Origin of the sequence: Segatella copri, assembly GCF_003465495.1 — a bacterium.
GTDB classification, from domain to species: Bacteria; Bacteroidota; Bacteroidia; order Bacteroidales; family Bacteroidaceae; genus Prevotella; species Prevotella copri_G.
Genome location: NZ_QSAV01000014.1, coordinates 1 through 19,077, shown reverse-complemented (window position 1 = coordinate 19,077; position 19,077 = coordinate 1). Strand labels below are relative to the sequence as shown.

General features: G+C 40.9%; 17 protein-coding genes. 7 read left to right on the top strand and 10 right to left on the bottom strand.

Annotation, left to right across the window (positions count from 1 at the left end; all coding sequences use genetic code 11):
- Positions 1–52: 52 nt before the first annotated feature.
- The 8 genes from DWV53_RS05685 to DWV53_RS05650 all read right to left on the bottom strand — a co-directional run bounded on the left by DWV53_RS05685 (position 53) and on the right by DWV53_RS05650 (position 7,849).
- Positions 53–1,300, bottom strand: coding sequence for an ABC transporter permease (locus DWV53_RS05685; RefSeq protein WP_118065455.1), 1,248 nt, complete (start codon positions 1,298–1,300; stop codon positions 53–55).
- Positions 1,301–1,376: 76 nt separating this feature from the next.
- Positions 1,377–2,636 carry an ABC transporter permease gene (locus DWV53_RS05680; RefSeq protein WP_118152246.1) on the bottom strand — a complete coding sequence of 420 codons (1,260 nt, stop codon included), beginning with the start codon at positions 2,634–2,636 and terminating at the stop codon, positions 1,377–1,379.
- Between the two features lie 15 nt (positions 2,637–2,651).
- Positions 2,652–3,368 (bottom strand): ABC transporter ATP-binding protein, encoded by a 717-nt coding sequence (locus DWV53_RS05675; protein WP_006848206.1) that lies wholly within the window; start codon positions 3,366–3,368, stop codon positions 2,652–2,654.
- 161 nt (positions 3,369–3,529) lie between these two features.
- Positions 3,530–3,901, bottom strand: a complete 372-nt coding sequence (locus DWV53_RS05670; protein ID WP_006848205.1) for a GntR family transcriptional regulator — start codon at positions 3,899–3,901, stop codon at positions 3,530–3,532.
- A 19-nt stretch (positions 3,902–3,920) separates the two neighbouring features.
- Complete coding sequence (locus DWV53_RS05665; RefSeq protein ID WP_147468742.1) at positions 3,921–4,766, bottom strand: hypothetical protein; 846 nt, start codon at positions 4,764–4,766, stop codon at positions 3,921–3,923.
- Positions 4,767–4,780: 14 nt separating this feature from the next.
- The gene (locus DWV53_RS05660; protein ID WP_118152242.1) at positions 4,781–5,605 is read right to left on the bottom strand and encodes an ABC transporter ATP-binding protein; all 825 of its coding nucleotides are present in this window, start codon (positions 5,603–5,605) and stop codon (positions 4,781–4,783) included.
- A gap of 176 nt (positions 5,606–5,781) precedes the next feature.
- Positions 5,782–6,462: a response regulator transcription factor gene (locus DWV53_RS05655; protein ID WP_118152240.1), complete on the bottom strand. Its 681-nt coding sequence runs from the start codon at positions 6,460–6,462 to the stop codon at positions 5,782–5,784.
- Between the two features lie 19 nt (positions 6,463–6,481).
- Positions 6,482–7,849 (bottom strand): sensor histidine kinase, encoded by a 1,368-nt coding sequence (locus DWV53_RS05650; protein ID WP_118152238.1) that lies wholly within the window; start codon positions 7,847–7,849, stop codon positions 6,482–6,484.
- A gap of 202 nt (positions 7,850–8,051) precedes the next feature.
- Here DWV53_RS05650 and DWV53_RS05645 point away from each other — a divergent pair, with 202 nt between their 5' ends.
- From DWV53_RS05645 to DWV53_RS15675, 6 genes are all read left to right on the top strand, one after another.
- Positions 8,052–8,192 carry a bacteriocin gene (locus tag DWV53_RS05645; RefSeq protein WP_118152236.1) on the top strand — a complete coding sequence of 47 codons (141 nt, stop codon included), beginning with the start codon at positions 8,052–8,054 and terminating at the stop codon, positions 8,190–8,192.
- A gap of 152 nt (positions 8,193–8,344) precedes the next feature.
- Positions 8,345–8,875 carry an SPASM domain-containing protein gene (locus DWV53_RS05640; RefSeq protein ID WP_118152234.1) on the top strand — a complete coding sequence of 177 codons (531 nt, stop codon included), beginning with the start codon at positions 8,345–8,347 and terminating at the stop codon, positions 8,873–8,875.
- Entirely contained in the window at positions 8,847–9,557 is a 711-nt protein-coding gene (locus DWV53_RS05635; protein ID WP_147468741.1) for a hypothetical protein, read from the top strand. The genes DWV53_RS05640 and DWV53_RS05635 overlap by 29 nt, the downstream gene beginning before the upstream one ends.
- Before the next feature lie 44 nt (positions 9,558–9,601).
- A complete protein-coding gene (locus DWV53_RS05630; protein ID WP_181992418.1) occupies positions 9,602–11,935 on the top strand; it encodes a carboxypeptidase regulatory-like domain-containing protein in 2,334 nt (777 codons plus the stop codon).
- Positions 11,936–11,948: 13 nt separating this feature from the next.
- The gene (locus DWV53_RS05625; protein ID WP_118152228.1) at positions 11,949–14,147 is read left to right on the top strand and encodes a peptidase domain-containing ABC transporter; all 2,199 of its coding nucleotides are present in this window, start codon (positions 11,949–11,951) and stop codon (positions 14,145–14,147) included.
- Between the two features lie 11 nt (positions 14,148–14,158).
- Positions 14,159–14,329 (top strand): hypothetical protein, encoded by a 171-nt coding sequence (locus DWV53_RS15675; protein ID WP_181992417.1) that lies wholly within the window; start codon positions 14,159–14,161, stop codon positions 14,327–14,329.
- 404 nt (positions 14,330–14,733) lie between these two features.
- Here the strand turns inward: DWV53_RS15675 and DWV53_RS16070 are convergent, their stop codons facing one another.
- Entirely contained in the window at positions 14,734–14,853 is a 120-nt protein-coding gene (locus DWV53_RS16070; protein ID WP_259318916.1) for a hypothetical protein, read from the bottom strand.
- A gap of 819 nt (positions 14,854–15,672) precedes the next feature.
- Positions 15,673–16,329 (bottom strand): PAQR family membrane homeostasis protein TrhA, encoded by a 657-nt coding sequence (trhA, locus tag DWV53_RS05615; protein ID WP_118152224.1) that lies wholly within the window; start codon positions 16,327–16,329, stop codon positions 15,673–15,675.
- A gap of 300 nt (positions 16,330–16,629) precedes the next feature.
- On the opposite strand from trhA, the gene DWV53_RS05610 reads away from it, so the two are divergent.
- A complete protein-coding gene (locus DWV53_RS05610; RefSeq protein WP_118152327.1) occupies positions 16,630–18,825 on the top strand; it encodes an alpha-galactosidase in 2,196 nt (731 codons plus the stop codon).
- Positions 18,826–19,077: the final 252 nt, after the last annotated feature.

The window sequence follows — 19,077 nt, the reverse complement described above, 5'->3', positions numbered from 1 at the left end:
ACTTGAAGCATTTCATAAAGTTCAATGTTCAAATCTCAAAGTTCAAAGTTATTTATTCGTCTCTCATTGCATCTACCGGTTTGATGCTCATGGCTCGCCATGCAGGGGCGAGTCCGGCTAGGCCGCCAAGGATGCAGATGAGGATGGCAGAAGAGATGGCCGTCCAGAAATCTACCTGGAAGTGGGCGGTAAGAATGCCATCCGTGGTACTTCCTACTTCCAGCATCTGCAGGATGGCAACACCGAAGAGAATGCCGCTCATGCCGGCTACCAGGGTGAGGAGAATACTCTCGGAGATGATTTGCGAGAGAATCATCTTAGGCGTGGCTCCGATGGCTCGGCGGATGCCTATCTCGGTGGTTCGCTCCTTTACCGTTACCATCATGATATTGGAAACTCCGATGGCGCCGGCGAGAAGGGTACCGATGCCTACCAGCCAGATGAGGAAGTTGACGCCCTTGAACAGGTTGTCGAGCATCTGGAAGAGAACTTCGGTATTGAACACCATAATGCCCTTTTCGTCCGTAGGGTCGATGCTGTGGGCTCTTGCCACGGTTTCTCTCATCCGCTGGGCAATGCTGCTCATCACTACGCCCGGTTTGCCGGTGGTGGCTATGATGTCTACTGCCTTACCCCGGTTATAAGCGCTGCGCAAAACCGATTGGGGCAGGGTGATGGTTTCATCGGCACGACCGCCGAAGTTCACGCCGTTGCCCGAGCGGTAATCTACGCCTATCACCATATAATAGGTAGAGTCTACTCTTACGCTCTTGCCGCACGGATCACCGCCGCCAGGAAAGAGATTCTTGTAAATCTGTTTACCGATGACGCAAACCTTGCGCTGCTGGCGCACATCCATCTCGTTGATGTATCTGCCGTAAAACATCTGTGGCGCAGAAACTTTGGCGTAGTCAGGATTTACGCCCTGGGTGCTGCCGCTGAATTTCTTGTCGCCAAATACCACCGACTTGTTGCCGCCGAAGAGCAGCGGGGTAATGACATCGAGTTCGGGCACCTGGTGGCGCAATCTGTCCAGGTCTTTCTCTTCCATCTGCCAGGAGCGCCCCTTGTTGAATCCCTTGTAGGGTTTGGTGGTGTTCTGCGCCCAGATGATAGCGGTGTTGGTGGCAAAGCCTGTGAAGTTGTTTTGCAGCATCTCCTTCAGTCCCTGTCCGCCACCCATCAGGGCGATGAGCATAAACACGCCCCAGAACACACCGAAGCCCGTAAGCAGACTGCGGCTCTTGTTCCTCGTGATGGTGTCGAGAATCTCTTTATATGTATCTAAATCTAATCGCATAGCCTATTCTATATATATAATAAGGTGTAAGCAAGAATGAATTCAACATTCAACACTTAACATTCAACATTTTGCATTACTCCGCTCTCAGCGCTTCTATCGGTCGGATTCTTGCAGCCTTGATGGCTGGGATGAGTCCTGCGATGGTGCCTGCGATGACGATGGTGATGGTGGCGCCGATGCAGGTGCCGAGGCCCACCGTAGGGTTCACAAACATGGCGGCTTTAAACAGTCCGGTATCTACGGTGGTGTGGCCGATGGTTGCGTCCATGATTTCGTTTGCCGCCACGCCGCATACCATTCCGATGTAGCCGAAGAACGAGGTGATGATGATGCTCTCGGTGATGATGAGCTTCAGTATCGACCAAGGTTTGGCGCCGATGGCTTTTCTTACGCCAAACTCTCGGGTTCGCTCCTTCACGGTGATGAGCATGATGTTGCTTACGCCCACGATTCCGCTCAGTAGGGTGAACAGACCTACTATCCAGAGGGCCGTCTGCATGATGGCGATTCCCTGGTTCATCTGGATGTTGTCCATGTATCGGTTCCAGAGCCAGATGGTTCGCTCGTCATCAGGTGCTGCCTGATGGTTGTTGTTGATGCTGGCGCGGTAGTTCTTTTCAAACTGCTTATTGTCCTCCCTGGTCTTCAGATTCTTGATGGTAAACTCCAGACTTCCCGCATCATCGCCCTTGGCGTAGATGGTCTTTATGGTGGAGTAGGCGATGAAGGCTTCGGTATTATTGCGCGATTCATCATCCTTGTAGATTCCCACCACCTGGAAGTTGAGGTTGCTGATTTTTACGTTCTTGCCCACCAGCGAACGGTAGTCTTTGCAGAGTTCCTTGGCCTGGCTTCGGCTCAGCACCACATTCTTGCGCTGCTCCTTCATATCGATTTCGTTGATGAATCGTCCGGCTATCATCTCCGTCTTGTCGATTTTGGGATGCGTAGGAGCCACACCCACCAATGACTGGCTTGCCACATAATTATCGCCGTAGTTGATGTTCACGTTATACTGTTCCAGTCTTCCGCCCACATCATCTATGTATTGACCGTAGGTCTTGTTGCTGATGAGGATATCCTTGTCGTTGAGCGTGATGCTTCTGCCTTCCTTCAGTCCCTTGTAAGCCTTGGAGGTTTCGCCCGGGAATACTCGCATGGAGTTGGCAAGGAATCGGGTGCTTTGCTGCAACTGGGCATTAATCAGTCCGTTTCCGGCGCCCAGCAGGAATATCAGCATGAAGATTCCCCAGGCAACGGCAAATCCCGTGAGCGAAGTGCGGAGCTTGTTGCGCTTCGACGTGCTCCATATTTCTTTGATTAATTCTCTCATGTTCCAAGTTCAAAGTTATTTCACGTAGTCTTTCGATACGAGATGATGGTCTCTGTTGTCTTCGATGCTTCCGATGAGTCCGTCCTTGATATGGATAACCTTATCGGTCTCGTTGGCAACACCGCTTTCGTGGGTTACCACCACGATAGTCATTCCCTCTTTCTGGTGCAGTTCCTTCAGCAGGTCCATCACTTCCACGCTCGTTTTGGAGTCGAGAGCTCCGGTAGGCTCATCGGCAAGGATGATTTCGGGTTTGGTGATGAGGGCACGGGCGATGGCTACACGCTGCTTCTGTCCTCCCGACATCTCGTTAGGATAATGGTTGGCCCATTGCTTCAAGCCCAGTTTTTCGAGATATTCCATCGCCAGTTCGTGGCGCTTCTTGCGGCTCACGCCCTGGTAGAAGAGTGGAAGTTCTACGTTTTCTACCGCTGTCTTGAACGAGATGAGGTTGAACGACTGGAAGATGAAGCCGATCATCTTGTTGCGGTATTCGGCAGCACGGGTTTCCGAGAGGTCTTTGATGAGCACATCATTGAGTCGGTATTCGCCCGTATCGTAGTTGTCGAGAATACCCAGTATATTTAATAAGGTGGATTTTCCCGAGCCGGAAGCACCCATGATGCTGACGAACTCGCCACGTTCGATGTCGAGGTCGATGCCCTTCAGCACATGGAGTGGCTGAGCACCCTGATAGGTCTTGTTGACGTCTTTTAGATGAATTAATGACATATTACTTTCGTTTTATGGATATCAATTTAAACCATTAGACGCTTGCAACTTTCAGAAAGTTGCAAGCGTAACTCTTTTTTTAAAACGTTATTACATACACCTTATTATATATAAGGCAAAAACAGAAGCTATAAATATATATTTGAGGATGAATAGTGTCATCATATCTTTATCTTTTTGAGATTCTTCTCCAACTCTTCCTTCACTTCATCGATGGAGATGTCGAGAAGCTGCATTTGTCGGGCGAGTTCCGGGAGTCTTTCTTTCATAAACTCCTTTTTGCGGGTCTTTTTAATCTGCTTCTTGGCTCCAGCGGAAACAAAGTAGCCTAGGCCTCGCTTGTTGTAGATAATCTCATCGGTGGCAAGCAGGTCGTATGCCTTCACGGTTGTGTTGGCATTTACCTCCAGCAGCACGGCGTATTCCCTGACGCTCGGTATTCTCTCGTCTTCCTTGTACTTGCCCGCCAGAATCTCATCGCTCAGTCGCTCGGCTATCTGTACGTATATTGCTTTATCATTACTGAAATTCATAATCTTCAAATTTTAATTCTTAGATGTTGATCCACTTGTTGCAGATAACCTGCATACGGGTGAAGAGCTTGTAAGATGCCCAATAGTTGAAGGCAGTCAAAGCAAGAAATACTGCAGACGAGGTGAATACAGCACAATATTGAGCAGAAGAACCCTCTTCGATGTGCAAGGTTCCTACGAAATCAAGCCATCCGGCTTCACCCAGTTCGTTGATAATATAACCCAAAATCAGACAAAGTGCCAATCCCGTACATGCTGTCAGAAGCACAGGAAACTTACGGTAGAAGGCTCCTCCCAGGGTTGCGAAGGAATGGGCAAATATCAGGAAGGAGTAGAACTCCAGAATTGTTTGCCAAGAGTTGTCTATTGGGGAAAGGGCAAAAATGGTGTGGCTGAGTACTGGCCATGTAAGGCTGATATGGAAGCCTGGAGTGATGAAAAAGCTAAAGATGAGCTGGATAACATCTGAAATGACCAAGGCTCCTAGCAAAGTCACAAGACCACCAACGGTAACAACCAGGAATCGAGCCACATATTTTTCCAGGTTAGTGGCAGGAAGCATCAGGAAACTTTCGCGCTGTAACTTGGTCTTCATGTTTCTGAAGATGCAAGATGCCAATACGTAAATGACCATAAAAGAAATGAATCCAAAGAACATATATGCGGATTTCTTATAACTGTCGGTCATGGCATCTAGTTCATGGGATGCTGCAATAAAGCCACTAATTTTGTAAAGCCGGATGATGTTTGTGATTGAAAAACAGATGGCGAGTCCTGCAATAACTCCCAAATTATGGGTCCAGTTGTTTAATACATCCCAACGGATAATCATTCCTAATCTATGTAAATCGAAATTCTTTTTCATAATCGTCTAATCATTTAATCGTTTAATTTTTTATTAATCACTGCATTGAAGAGCAATTCCAGGTTCATCTGTGTTTCCTGCTCACCCTCCTGTCGCTTGCAGATGGCGGCATTGCCCTGCAGGGTTGGCTCGGCGTAGAGCACGGTGTCGTCCATTTCCTGTGGGTTGCGATATTCGAAGGTGTATTTCCCGCAGATTTCTGAAACCGATGCATCGAGCAGAAGCTGGCTCTGGTTCATGATGATGATGTGGTCGAGCAGTGACTCTACATCGTGCACCTGATGAGTTGAGATGATGAGGGTGCGGTCTTCCGTCATGTTGTTGGCGATGACCTTACGGAACTGGCTCTTCGATGGGATGTCGAGACCATTTGTTGGCTCGTCCATCAGAAGAAAGCGGGTACCCGTGGCGAGTGCGAAACTCATGAATACCTTCTTCTTCTGTCCCATCGAGAGTTCGTTCAACTTGAGAGAGAGTGGTAAATCAAAATCCTTGAGGCAACGGTCCAGCACTTCCTGCGAGAAGTTAGGATAGAACCCCTGATTCATCTTCACGTAGGTGGCGAGGGAAACGTTTGGCAGTTCAAACTCTTCAGGCACCATGAAGATGTCCTTCAGCATCTCGGCTTTGCGATCTTGTGCCGAAATGCCATCCACGAGAACGGTACCTTGTTGCTGGCGGAGCAATCCGCTGATGAGGTAGAGCAGGGTGCTCTTGCCTGTACCGTTCTTACCAAGCAAGCCATAAATATTGTTCTCCTTGAGTTCCAAAGAGAAATCTCTAAATACAAGGTGCTTGCTACCTGGGTATCTAAAATCAATGTCTTTAATCTGTATCATAATCTTTAATGTTTTAGTGTACTACTTCAATAGAACACTGCAAAGGTATGCTTTTTCTCAATAAGTTCCAAACTTTTGGGCAATTATTTTCATACTTTAACGTAATGTTAACAATATCACCTTATTATAAAAAGCAAAGGCACCGAAAAGCCTTCACTTTTCAGTGCCTTTACACTTTAAGAGATTTCGAGTTTGAAGCCCATTTTAGGGACAGTTATGATATTGATGCCTTTATCTGCAACAAATATCTTGCGCAGTTGCGAAATGTAGTTGTCGAGACTAGCATCGGAGTCATTCCCGTCTGGCCAAAGTTCGTGTTTCAATTCTTGTCGGGTGACCGTTTCGCCTTGATGTTCCAAGAGGAAAACAATGACTTGAAATTGTTTCGTTGTAAGTCTGTATTCTGTTTTATCATTTAAGGATAGCTCCCTTGTCTTGATATTGAGTGAATGTGTTCCTATGGATACGATGGATGCTGCATCTTTTTTATTTTCAATATTGGCAAATCGCAGAATATAGGCTACAAGTTCTTCTATTTCAAAGGGTTTTTTAAGAAAGTTGACAGCTCCCTCTCCAATGGCTCTAGTCAAATATCCTGCGTCTATATGTGATGACATGAATATAACAGGTATGTTGGGTGCATATAGTTTGAGCTGTTGCATTTGGTCGATACCATTGTCTTCTCCGATTTCTACATCAAGCAATATGATGTTAGGGGATGCTGATTGTATGGCAGACTGCAGACCTGTCAAGGAGGTTTGATAGATAGGTTGCATGCCTAGTGCATCCAGCCCTAGTGTAAGAGTTGCGCCTAATATAGCATCGTCATCAACGATGAGAACTTTTATCTTGTCCATGATGTCTTTTTATTATGTTTTAAATTGAGGGAATATTAAAGATAAATTTGCTGCCTTTACCTACTTCGCTTTTAACTAAAATATGGCCTCCATGTGATTCTACTACATATTTTACAAGTGCCAATCCGATGCCATGCCCTCTAGGTCCATGCTCATGTGGTACTCGATAAAACTGCTTGAATATCAGTTTTTGATCTTTCTTGCTGATGCCCCATCCGTTGTCTGCTATGCAAACCTGTAGTCCATTGCTGTCTTTTTTGATGGAAACATTAACAATAACGCCTTTGTCTGCATATTTTACAGCATTCTCCATGAGGTTTCTGATAACGTTGAGCAGGTACATTTTGTCTGCGTTTATGATAGAGTCGCCTTTTACATCGTTGTTGTTGATGGTAATAGTATGCTCTTTGTCCTTGTAGATAATGTCAATATCAGACTTAGCCTGATTTGCCAACTCAACAACATCAACCTTTTCGGGATTTAAGATAATCCTTCTTCCATCACTAGCTGTGGAAAGGATAGTCTCTATGTCGTTTACGAGCAGTTTGGACTTGTTGATTATTTGTCCAGTTAGTCTTTTAGTTGGCTCATCCATGATTTTGAGTTTGATGACTCCCATAAGTGCAATGATGCTATTGATTGGAGACTTTAAATCGTGGATAATACTGTTTACGGTTAATGCTCTGCTCTTTAGTAGTTCATCACGTTTTTTTATCTCACGCAGTTGGTAGCCAATGCAAATAGCTGCTATTATAACGAAAAGGACAGATAAGACTAAAGCCCAAAAAGATTGTATGATGAATTGTGATGGAGTGATAAGTATAGCAACTCGTATAAAACGTGGTTTGGCAAGATTGACAGCCACGTCATTAGATATGTGCCAATTACTTATGTCTTCTTCCTTGCATCCAGCAAACTTAATATGCTTTTTCTTATTGTCAAGTAAATATATGATATGCTTGTATTTTGTCTTCAGATTCTTTGTAAATACTGTGTCTAATGTGGAAAGGTTGATATCATTTCCTTTTTCCAGATTATGGTCTTGCATTGTGAGATTGAGAATGTCAGTGGAAGAGCGAATCAATCCTTTTCTTTTTAATTCTTTGGCATCAAAAACTCTCAGGTCGATTTCCTTGTCTCCATTTGTTATATTTCTTTCATTTGGTGTGCATTCTTTGTATATGAAATGTTGTTCTCCCAGCTTATCGGGTTGAATAGCTTTTCTGTTTCTTAAATTTAGTTCTTCGTCTATGGAGCTGTATAAGGTTTCATTTATCTTATCCATTTCCTCGAATGCATAGTTCTTGTATTGCAAGAATATATTAAATCCTTGCAGGCAAGTAATTGTAATGATAGCAATTAGCGAAATGATATGTACTTTCTTCATATGAATGCTTTTTCGTGCAAAGGTAATTAAAAAAAAGGAAACTGCAAATGATTAATGCTTGTTTTTTTGCTTTAATATAATAATGTGTAGTGTGTTCTAATAAAAATGCAGGCAAAATATTAGAAAAACATTAGTTTTTCGTTAGAAATGATATACAGAAAAGTCTGTACCTTTGCAGCCGTAAAACAAAAATAACAGAAATATGAAAATAGAAATATTAACAAAAGATGAAATGTCACAGGTCTATGGAGGAGGCTATTGGGTGACATTAGGGAATGGAACCAAAATTTATATTCCTGATGGTGATGAGATAGGTGATGAAGATGAAATAATCTTCCTTTAATCATTGTATAATAAGTAATATTGACCGGTTATATAATTATTAGAATTCTGACAAAAGAATTAAATGTTAAATTCTTTTACGAATTGTGATTAGAAAGTTAGTAACAATTTTTAAATTTGAAAAAATGAAAAAGAAAAATTTGGTAAAGTTTAATGAGTTTGAGATTGAAGTGTTGTCTTCAGAAAGTTTGGCAAACTGATGAAGGGAAGATTGGTCTTGAAAGTTTGTGGAATGCAATAAATAAGATTAATCAGGCGGGTTTCATGTTAAGCTCAATGGCCTTTACTCATACTTATTGTGGTTGCGAGGCTGATAATTACAATCAGGCAATAATTAATTATGATGGTAAGATATTCAAATGTACAGCAAGAGATTTTAGAGAGGAATATCATTATGGATATTTGGCAGAGTCTGGTTTGATAGTTTGGGATACTCAGCGGTTAGAAACGCGGTTGGCGCTAAAGTTTCCGGCTAAATGTCAGGCTTGCAAATTGCTTCCATGTTGTCCTGGTATTTGTTCTCAGAAATTATTAGAACATACAAATCCTGATGATATATCTTGTCCATTCCCTTTCGATAAAGGAATGACAATGGAGGATGTTATTCTTTTTAATGTTAAACAAAAAATGATTTTAAAGAGATATGAAAAAGAGCATGATGATATTGGTAATGCTGATGATTAGCATTATGTTGAAAGCGCAATCTGAAATTTGGATAAGTGGAAATGTATATACAGAGGTGGAAGGTAAGCAGGTGATGATACCTTTTGCTACAATCTGTGTTTATGATTTGACGGATACTGATAAAATGGAATATTTCTCTGTAAGTGGTATGCAGGGTAATTATTATTTGAAGCCATATAATTATAAGAAGCAATATCATTATGTGGTCAGTGCTTTCGGATATAAGACTAAGGAGTTTAATTTGAAGGAGATTCCTGAATACATGGATGGTAAGCCTTTTAGTGGTAATGCTACTATCAATGTGAAAATGGAAAAATGTAATGATGCTTTGACTCCAAGGATTAAAAAGATAGTGTATCCTTTGGCAGGATTAAAGAAGAAAAGCAATGCAAAATATGTTGTTGATGCCTTGGCAATGCTTCCTGAAATTAAAAAAGATGGCAATGATTGGATTGACTCTAGTACGGGTGAAAGTGTTTGCTTTTTCTTGAATGGGACGTATGTTACTCCTGGCATCTATACTCAATTAAAAGTCATTCCTTTAGACATGATAGTAGAATTAGAGTACTATAAACTGCCTGAGGGGGGAAATTATGGTGCTGTGGTTAATATTCATCTTTCTGTAGGACAGACATGTAAAGCTCCTGATTACACTCTTAAGGAAAATGAGTTGATTTTTTAAGATTTACAATATGTTGAAATTCAAAACTATCTTATAGGATGAAAATGAGAACGCTTATAATTTTATTACTTCATATGATTTGTCTTGTTCCTGTTGATGCTCAAGTTGTTTTACAGGGTAAGATTACTGATTCTGCGGGAAATATGCAGCCATTCGTCAATGTGGCAGTTTATTCTTCTGTCGATTCAACTAAGTTTTTGTGTGGCTGTGTTTCTGATATGGAAGGCAAATATACTCTTCCTGCTATGGTGGCAGGAAAGTATCGGGTAGTTGCGTCTGCTGTTGGTTTCCTATCTAAAACAGAAATAATCCGATTGCGTATGCCATCGACAGGAAATGTCATCACTAAAGATTTTGTGATAGAGGAGACCTCTTTTAACTTAAGTGATGTGGTGATAAAGGGCTCTCGCAAGATAAATTATATAGATAAGACTGTTTATACGTTTTCCAAAGAACAAATTAAAAATGCTCGTCAGTCAAGTGATTTGTTGGGAACGGTAGAGGACTTGTCTATGGATGTGGTGGGTAAAAAAATAAAAAGAATAAGTGGTGGTTCTGTGCAGATACTCCTCAATGGAATAAAAGCCACGGATAATGACTTAAAGATGATTCCGGCAGATAAGGTTTTGAAGGTGGAATACTATAATATCCCTCCAGCTCGTTATGCAGCAGCAGGTACTGTTGTTAATGTGATTACTAGAAGATTAGATACAGGGTGGAATGGTGGCTTTGAGGCAGATCATGCATTTGCAACAGGATTTGGAAATGATGATGTTTATATTAAACGAGTTGTTGGCAATCATCAGTTTTCTTTAGATTATTCTTTGCGTTATCGTGACTATAAGAAACGTCTAACTTCGGATGACTATCGCTACAGAATAGAGGATACGGAATACGCTCATCTCTATAATTCGAGAGATAAATTTGGATATACGACTCATGATGTCAACATGAAGTTTTCGCAAAACATTTCTGGGTCTCATACATTTCAAATAGCTTTTTCTCCTAAGTTTGAAACGAATTTTAAGCAAGCCAATAGTCAGATTCTTTCTCTTGATGGTCAAGGCTATAGGGAAGAAAATGGAGAAGAAGATAGTCATATAAGAACATTTAATCCTTCTTTAGATGTTTATTTTTCCAAGAATCTGCCTCATGAGCAAGAAATAGTGGTGGATTTGACCGGTACATATTATTATAATGAACAGAAAAGGAATAAATATGAAGTGTCGTCTGAAAATGAAGAGTGTTTGATGAATGATGATATGAAACTTAGAAATCATAAGAAGTCTTTGATAGGAGAAGTTGCTTATACTAAGAAGAATGGTTTAAGTACGATATCTATTGGATATAAAGCAACTTTGTCTTCTTCTCTTTCTACGATTTCCAATATTTTCTCAGCAGCCAAAGAATACAAGTATCATTCAGGTAATGATAACCATTATTTGTATGCAGAGTATGGTAATTCTTGGAAGAAACTGTTGTATAAGATTAGTATTGGTGAGACTTTTGTCAGAACTTATAATGATGATACGAGATTCTTGAAATGGCTATTTACGCCGAAGATTGTATTGGCTTATAATGTGAATGAGCACCAGAATTTTCAGTTTCAGATAACATCTACACCAATTATTCCTACCATATCACAATTGGGTGACAATGCCGTGCTCATAACCCGTGAACTGTTGCGTTGTGGAAATCCTTATTTGCACAGCGGCAATAATTATATGTCAAATGTGGTGTATGGTTTAGATTTTGGTTGGTTGAAAATGCGATTAGGTGGTCTTTGTTCATACGAGAAAGATCCTATTTATACAAGTTATAGACTGGAAATAAAGAATAGTAAGCAATATGTAATCTCTACATTAGAAAATGCTAAAAGCATGTTGCAGTATGGTGGTATGTATTTGTTAAATATCAAGCCCTTTAAGAATGAGTTGCTGAATTTCAAATTATATGGTATGATAGTTGAACAGAAGTCAAGCAGTTCTTTTATCGGGAAATATAAACGATTGTATGCACCATTATATTATTCAATAGATGTGAGAAAAGGAAATTTTGGTGCATCTTATCAAGGGAGTGTGGTTTCTCGACAAAATGATGGTTCTTGTCTTTTACAAGATGAAAATGCCAATAACTTTCAAATGTATTGGCAGCACAAGGACTTCCGCTTGACTATGGGATGCTATTGGCTGTTTTCGGTTTCTAAATACCATACTGAAACTTTGCCAAATAAAGTTTTGCAGAATTCTTGTAATTCAAAGATTTTAGATAATAAATCTATGTGGACAATAGGTTTTAGCTGGAATTTCTCCACAGGAAAAAAGATAAACATTAAGAAGAAAATTCAAAATGTTGATACAGATAAAGGGACATTTTAAATAAAAGAAGATAATGAAATTTCCAATAATTTTCCAACACGACAGCATGCAATGCGGTGTGGCTTGTTTGCAAATGATATGTAAGTACTTTGGCAGGGATTATTCGATTGATTCTCTGTCAAAGATTTGTTCGGCTACGACACAAGGGGTTTCTATGCTTGGATTAAATGGTGCTGCTACCGAAATTGGTTTCCATGCACTTTGTGCAAAAGTTGCTGTTTCTGACTTAATTAAAGGTCCAATGCCGTGTTTGTTACATTGGGACCAGTGCCATTTTGTTGTTTTATATAAAGTAAAAGGTTCTCGAAAATTTTATGTTGCAGATCCTGGAAAGGGATTGGTGACTTATAATCAAAAGGAGTTTGCTCAGCATTGGACTAGTACTTGTTCGCAAGGGTTAGATAAAGGAATTGTCATGTTCTTGGAACCAACTCAGAAGTTCTTTTCTTACAATATGAATGGGGATAATCAAAATGGGGAACGCCGTTCTTTTGGCTTCTTATGGGGGTATGTTAAGAAATACCGTTCTTATTTTTTACAGGTGTTGTTGGGCTTAATGGTCGGGTGTCTTATTCAATTGGTTCTTCCCTTTTTGACTCAATCTATAGTTGATGTTGGAATTAAGCATAATGATTTGAAAATCGTTTGGCTGATTCTCTTGGGGCAATTGGTGTTGACTGTAAGTCGAACGGTCATTGATTTCTTAAGAAGATGGATGTTACTTCATGTCAATCTACGTATCAATGTTTCTATGGTCAGCGACTTCTTTATTAAATTATTGAAGTTGCCGATGTCATTCCTTGATACAAAATTGATGGGTGACTTGTTGCAAAGAATGAATGATCATCAGAGGGTGAATACTTTCTTAACTCAAAAGGTGTTGAATGTTTCTTTTGCAATGTTGACTTTTATCGTTTTTAGTATAGTCTTGTTATTTTATAACAAATTGATATTTACTATATTTATTGTTGGCAGTTTGTTATATGGTGGTTGGATGGCTCTATTTTTGAAATCAAGAAAAATATTGGATTGTGAACTTTTTGAGGCGCAGTCTGAAAACAACAATAAAACGTATGAGTTCATAACATCTATACATGAAATCAAATTGCAGGATTGCGAGCAGCGACGTCGCTGGGACTGGGAAGATGTCCAAGCAGAATTGTTCAAAGTGGAGTTGAAGATACAGAAACTCCAGCAAATACAAGAGGCTGGTAGTATTTTTGTAAATGAGATTAAAAATATAATTATTACAGTAATTGCTGCCGCTGCAGTAATAGATGGACAGATGACATTAGGTATGATGCTTGCGGTACAGTATATCATAGGTCAGCTTAATTATCCTTTAGAGCAATTGATGCAATTCTTTTATTCCATTCAGGATGTCAGGATTAGCTTGGAGCGTATCAATGAGATTCATCGTAAGAAAATAGAGGATGGAAAACCGGGTTTGAAGGTCGCTTTGGATGAGCCGCAAAAAGGCATTGAAATGAATGATTTGGTATTCAAATATGATGAATATGCTGAGGAATATACTATAGATAATGTGAATATTCATATTCCTAAAGGTAAGATAACTGCTATTGTAGGAGCTTCTGGAAGTGGAAAAACTACTTTAACTAAAATGATGCTAGGATATTATGAACCATTGCGAGGTAAACTGAAAATCGGGGGTGTGGATATTGAAGCTATTAATAAAAAGTGGTGGCGACGTCAGTGTGGTGTTGTTATGCAGGAAGGTGTTGTGTTTTCTGATACGATTGCGCGTAATATTGCTGCTGATGACAATAGTATAGACAAAGACCGATTGTTATGGGCAGCGAAAATAGCATGTGCCGATGAGTTTATAGTTAAATTGCCTTTACACTACAATACGTTGGTGGGAAAAGGCGGAGTAGGATTGAGTCAAGGGCAGAAGCAGCGTATTTTGATAGCGAGAGCTGTATACAGAAACCCCGATTATATTTTTTTGGATGAGGCTACTAATGCTTTGGATGCCAATAACGAGCGAAAGATAGTAGAAAATTTGGATAGGTTTTACCAAGGTAAAACGGTTGTGGTAGTAGCGCATCGTTTAAGTACAGTTAAAAATGCTGATCAGATTATTGTATTGGATCATGGCTCTGTGGTAGAAGTGGGTAATCATAAAACCTTGACCGCTATGCGGGGTGTTTATTATAATTTGGTGAAAAATCAATTGGAATTAGGAAATTAAGTTTAGTAGATATGGCTAGTTCAGAAATGAAACAAAGAAATGGTATTGAATTAAGAAGTGAAAAGATGCGTAACTTTATAGGTAAAGTTCCGGTTCTTTTGACTCGTATTTCATTGTTGGTTAACATTCTTGTGTTGGTTTTACTTGGATGGGGAATTTGGTATTTTAAGATGATTATTTAATATGTTCTTGTGAAATAATAGCAGGAAAGTTTTCGACCTGTACGGTTGAAAAAGCTTGTCCGAGAGGATAGGCTTTTCTGTTGTTTGTATGCTCGGCATGAGCATTGTCTAATGGGTCTAGACCTTAGTAAGCCCTAATAGCAGGGAACAACCAATATACAGTATGGCAAGATTGATTATGGTCGGTAAGACATATTTTCCATGGAACTTTCTTCTAAGGTCAGCTTAAAAGGTTCATAGTTTTCGCTTACGTGAATAGTTTTTTTGAAAAAAGTCTCATAGTCTCATTTTTTTTGTTGAAAATACCGACTTAAATACTTGATAGATAATAAGATAAGAAGAATGAGACTTCTCGGTTCTGATGCCGGGAAGTCTCATTAATGTATCATAGAAGTATCATTGTTTCACTTTTTCTTTACAAGATACTTCGTTCCATCTGCAAATTTCTTGTGTTTCAACTCACTCATATTCGCCAGTTTTCTGCCGAATCCCATCAGACTGTTTACCTTGAACGATGAACCAATCTGCTTCTTCAGATAGTCGAAAATCTCGACGGCAGTAAGATAGTCACCCTCACCTGCTGCGTATCGAAATAACTCTTTTCGCCATTGTTCAAGACAGAAAGTGCCTGGGCAAAAAGCTGCAATTGTAAACAGTGTAAACTCTTATCTGTATTGCCCAAAATTGATTCCGTCTTTTGGGCACTTGTTGCCCGTTCTACGGGCACTTGTTGCCCAGCGCTTGTTCTGCGGATGCCCAGCGCTTGTTCTGCGGATGCCCATGCGACGGGCATGGTGGGACCCGCTAGTGGGCACAGAGGGCACATTTTCTGCTTCTTGTTAGCATTTTTATGATACATTTCCTTAATTAATGATACTTCTATGATACTTCTTTCTCTATTTTTAGAGAAGTCTCATTCGTTAAAAACATCTGAGTGTTAGATATATAGCATTAGGTTTTATATAAATAATGAGACTTTGATACTTTTTTCGAGAAAAAATATCTATACGTGTGCGCGTGGCGAACCCTTGCTGGTATATTGTTAATAATAAGAAAAGAACTTATGACACACCCTCTCTGCCCTGTCAGGGCGTATAAGGTAATTTCAACCGTACAGGTCGAAAGTTTTCAAGAGTTACCGCAAGATTTTGCAGCCGCTTGTTGTGTAATTCCTTGATTTCCAATATCCGTATTTCAATGAAGTCCGATTTGGGTGTGTCATAAATCCATGACGCACCTTCATTTCTGTTTTTCAAGGAAGTACATACTCCACTTGCACCTCGGGATTCCTGATTTCGAGAATTGAATAAACCATGGAGTCATGAAATGCTCTTCACACTTCCTTAAATGTATTTCATCAGAATGTCCCAAACGGCGATGATGTGGCAGACGCTACCTGCCAGGACGAAGAAGTGGAACACGGAGTGCATGTATTTCTTCTTGTTGATACTGTAGAACACGGCACCCGTGATGTAGCAGACGCCCTCTGCGATAATCCAGATAACCGTGGCTGGGGATACGGAATCTATCAGAGGCTTGAATGCGACAAGTACCGATAATCCCATACCCACAAAGCAGAGCGTCTCCAGATTACTGTGGTCCTTGAGTTTGGCAAAGCTCATCACCGTGCCTGCTATGGCGCATGTCCAGATGAAGATAAAGAGGCTCCATCCCCAATAGCCTTGTTCGCGCATCGCAATCAGGGTGATAGGAGAGTAAGAACCGGCAATGTGCCAGTAGATGGCGGCATGATCCCATTTGCGCAGTCGCTCCTTCCACTTGCTCCATGCAGAGATGGCGTGGTAGGTGGTAGATGCGATGTAAGACATCAGCATACCGAACAGGTAGAGGATGATGCCTGCCGTGGCCCATCCGTTGTGCATGGTAAAGCACCAATAAAGGAAGATGGCTCCTACGACAACGCCCATCAGGATGCCTCCGGCATGCGACCAGGTGTTCCAAAGTTCCTCCTTGTGACTGAAATGTATTTTGAGTTTCATATAGCTTTATTTCTTTTGTCTCTTTTGGATTGTATGATATATGATGTTTGCGGGGCAAAGATACTAAGAAATTCCGACTTTAATGATTTTTTTAGTGATTGTTATGATATGGATGTGATAATCTGGGGTGTTTATCCCTGCTTCCGGCTCTTCTATTTGCTTTATTTGCTTGATGTTTGACTTTTTATGCTTTATTCCAAAAATAAATCAAGAAAGGGTTGGTGGTTCTTGTTTATTTTCTTATTTTTGCATTCGAAAACTTATCAATAGCAATAACTAATAACGTATATAATAAATATGATGAAATTAAAATCACTTGCACTCTTGCTGATGACCATCGCCATGCCTGCGATGGCAGAACAAGTTTCGGTAAACAGTAAGGGGATTTCGCTCATCCTCGATGTGGAGAACGGAAAACCTGCACAGTATCTCTATTTCGGTTCTAAGCTGAACGCTGCTGATTTGCAGAATCTCACAGTAGCTACCAATGGTCGTATGGATGCTTATCCTGCATACGGTCTGAATACTCCTGTAGAAGCTGCACTCGCCATGCGTCACAGCGATGGTAATCTTTCTACTGCTCTCGTGGCTACCGGTAGCGATGTGAAGCAGGAGGCTAATGCCACAGTTACTACCATCCATCTCAAGGATCCTGTTTATAATATCAAGGTGGATCTGAAGTACCGTGCCTATAAGGATGTGGATATGATTGAGGCTTGGACTGAAATCAGTAATGGAGAGAAGGGTACTGTTACTCTGACTACCTTTGCATCAGCTATGCTTCCTATCCGCCGTGGTGATGTATGGATGAGTCATCTCTCTGGCACATGGGCTGCTGAGGCTCAGTTGAGTCATGAGAAGTTGCAGCCAGGCGAGTTTGTCATCCGCAATAATGATGGTGTGCGTAATTCTCATACCGATCATGCCGAGGTGATGTTCTCTCTCAATGGAAAGGGACAGGAGAATACGGGTGCCGTTATAGGTGCTGCACTTGCCTATAGCGGAAACTATAAGCTTAAGACTGTAACTGATGATACAGAATATCATTATTTCTTTGCTGGTATCAATGAGCAGAATTCAGAATATCATCTCAAGAAGGGTGAAACTTTCAAGACTCCAGCACTCGCTTTGACTTATTCAACGCAGGGCTTGAGCGGTGCAAGTAGAAACTTCCATAAATGGGGACGCAAATATATCTTGGCACATGGAGATAAGGAGCGTGATATCTTGCTCAACTCTTGGGAAGGTGTTTATTTCGACATCAACCAGAAGGGAATGGACCAGATGATGGCTGATATCCATAGTATGGGTGGTGAACTCTTCGTAATGGATGATGGATGGTTCGGAACCAAATATCCTCGTGTTACTGATAACTGTGCACTCGGCGACTGGGTGGTTGATACCAAGAAACTTCCTAATGGCATTGAAGGCTTGCTGAATGATGCCAGGAAAAACCAGGTAAAGTTTGGTATCTGGATCGAACCGGAAATGACCAATACTACCAGTATGCTCTATGAGAAGCATCCTGATTGGGTTATCAAGGCTCCTAAGCGAGATGCTGTTCTGGGCCGTGGCGGTACCCAGCTGGTGCTCGATCTCTCAAATCCAAAAGTACAGGACTTTGTTTTCGGTGTAGTAGACAATTTACTTACTAAATATCCAGATATAGCCTACATTAAGTGGGATGCCAATATGCCTATTATGAATCATGGCAGCCAATACTTGTCTGCAGCCGATCAGAGCCATCTCTACATCGCTTATCATCAGGGATTTGCGAAGGTTGTCGACCGTATTCGTGCTAAGTATAAGGATGTGGTGATTCAATGTTGCGCAAGTGGCGGTGGCCGTGCCAATTGGGGCATGCTCCGTGGTTTTGATGAGTTTTGGGTAAGTGATAATACGGATGCCATGCAGCGTATTTATATGCAGTATGGAACCAGCTATTTCTTCCCAGCCATCGCCATGGCAAGTCATATCTCTGCTGTGCCAAACCATACCGTATTCCGCACTACTTCTTTGAAGTATCGTATTGATGTGGCTATGAGCGGACGACTTGGAATGGAAATCCAGCCAAAGAATATGACGGATGAGGAGAAGGCTCTTTGTCGAAAGGCTATCTCTGAATACAAGGAAATCCGTCCTGTCGTTCAGTTTGGCGACCTTTATCGTTTGGTTTCTCCGTACGATAATCAGGGCTTATCTTCTATTATGTATGTTAGTGAAGCAAAAGACAAGGCTGTCTTCTATTGGTGGAAATTGGCAAACTTCTATAATGTTCATTTGCCAAGAGTTAAGATGGCTGGTTTGGATGAGAATAAGATGTATAAGGTAAAAGAACTTGATGTAATTGATAACAGGCCTCTTGATTGTGAGGGAAAATCATACTCTGGTAAGTATCTTATGGAACATGGCTTGGAAATGCCGTATGTTCATGAGGTAGACTGGGGTAAGAAGAACGACTGGTCGTCTCGTGTTCTCTATCTGGAGGCAGAATAGTTTTCTGGTACCATTATGTATATGTGCATGCATGTGTGCCCACACGCAGATATGAGCGCGTGTATGTATATAATAAAGTGTTTGGTATCAAAATAAGTGCAAAATAAGATGAAAGTGTTAAAATACTGTTAATTTTCAAACTTTTTCTTGGAAATATTTGGTGGTTTCGGAAAATGTTTATACCTTTGCACTCGCTTTTGAGAAATACAACTTCTCTTAGCAACTAAAGAAAGAGTTCTTTGAAAGATTTTA

What these genes read in the sequence shown, in the direction of transcription:
- DWV53_RS05685 (WP_118065455.1), bottom strand. Translation starts at nt 1,300, where the DNA reads ATGCGATTAGATTTAGATACATATAAAGAGATTCTCGACACCATCACG.
- DWV53_RS05680 (WP_118152246.1), bottom strand. Translation starts at nt 2,636, where the DNA reads ATGAGAGAATTAATCAAAGAAATATGGAGCACGTCGAAGCGCAACAAG.
- DWV53_RS05675 (WP_006848206.1), bottom strand. Translation starts at nt 3,368, where the DNA reads ATGTCATTAATTCATCTAAAAGACGTCAACAAGACCTATCAGGGTGCT.
- DWV53_RS05670 (WP_006848205.1), bottom strand. Translation starts at nt 3,901, where the DNA reads ATGAATTTCAGTAATGATAAAGCAATATACGTACAGATAGCCGAGCGA.
- DWV53_RS05665 (WP_147468742.1), bottom strand. Translation starts at nt 4,766, where the DNA reads ATGAAAAAGAATTTCGATTTACATAGATTAGGAATGATTATCCGTTGG.
- DWV53_RS05660 (WP_118152242.1), bottom strand. Translation starts at nt 5,605, where the DNA reads ATGATACAGATTAAAGACATTGATTTTAGATACCCAGGTAGCAAGCAC.
- DWV53_RS05655 (WP_118152240.1), bottom strand. Translation starts at nt 6,462, where the DNA reads ATGGACAAGATAAAAGTTCTCATCGTTGATGACGATGCTATATTAGGC.
- DWV53_RS05650 (WP_118152238.1), bottom strand. Translation starts at nt 7,849, where the DNA reads ATGAAGAAAGTACATATCATTTCGCTAATTGCTATCATTACAATTACT.
- DWV53_RS05645 (WP_118152236.1), top strand. Translation starts at nt 8,052, where the DNA reads ATGAAAATAGAAATATTAACAAAAGATGAAATGTCACAGGTCTATGGA.
- DWV53_RS05640 (WP_118152234.1), top strand. Translation starts at nt 8,345, where the DNA reads ATGAGTTTGAGATTGAAGTGTTGTCTTCAGAAAGTTTGGCAAACTGAT.
- DWV53_RS05635 (WP_147468741.1), top strand. Translation starts at nt 8,847, where the DNA reads ATGATGATATTGGTAATGCTGATGATTAGCATTATGTTGAAAGCGCAA.
- DWV53_RS05630 (WP_181992418.1), top strand. Translation starts at nt 9,602, where the DNA reads ATGAGAACGCTTATAATTTTATTACTTCATATGATTTGTCTTGTTCCT.
- DWV53_RS05625 (WP_118152228.1), top strand. Translation starts at nt 11,949, where the DNA reads ATGAAATTTCCAATAATTTTCCAACACGACAGCATGCAATGCGGTGTG.
- DWV53_RS15675 (WP_181992417.1), top strand. Translation starts at nt 14,159, where the DNA reads ATGGCTAGTTCAGAAATGAAACAAAGAAATGGTATTGAATTAAGAAGT.
- trhA (WP_118152224.1), bottom strand. Translation starts at nt 16,329, where the DNA reads ATGAAACTCAAAATACATTTCAGTCACAAGGAGGAACTTTGGAACACC.
- DWV53_RS05610 (WP_118152327.1), top strand. Translation starts at nt 16,630, where the DNA reads ATGAAATTAAAATCACTTGCACTCTTGCTGATGACCATCGCCATGCCT.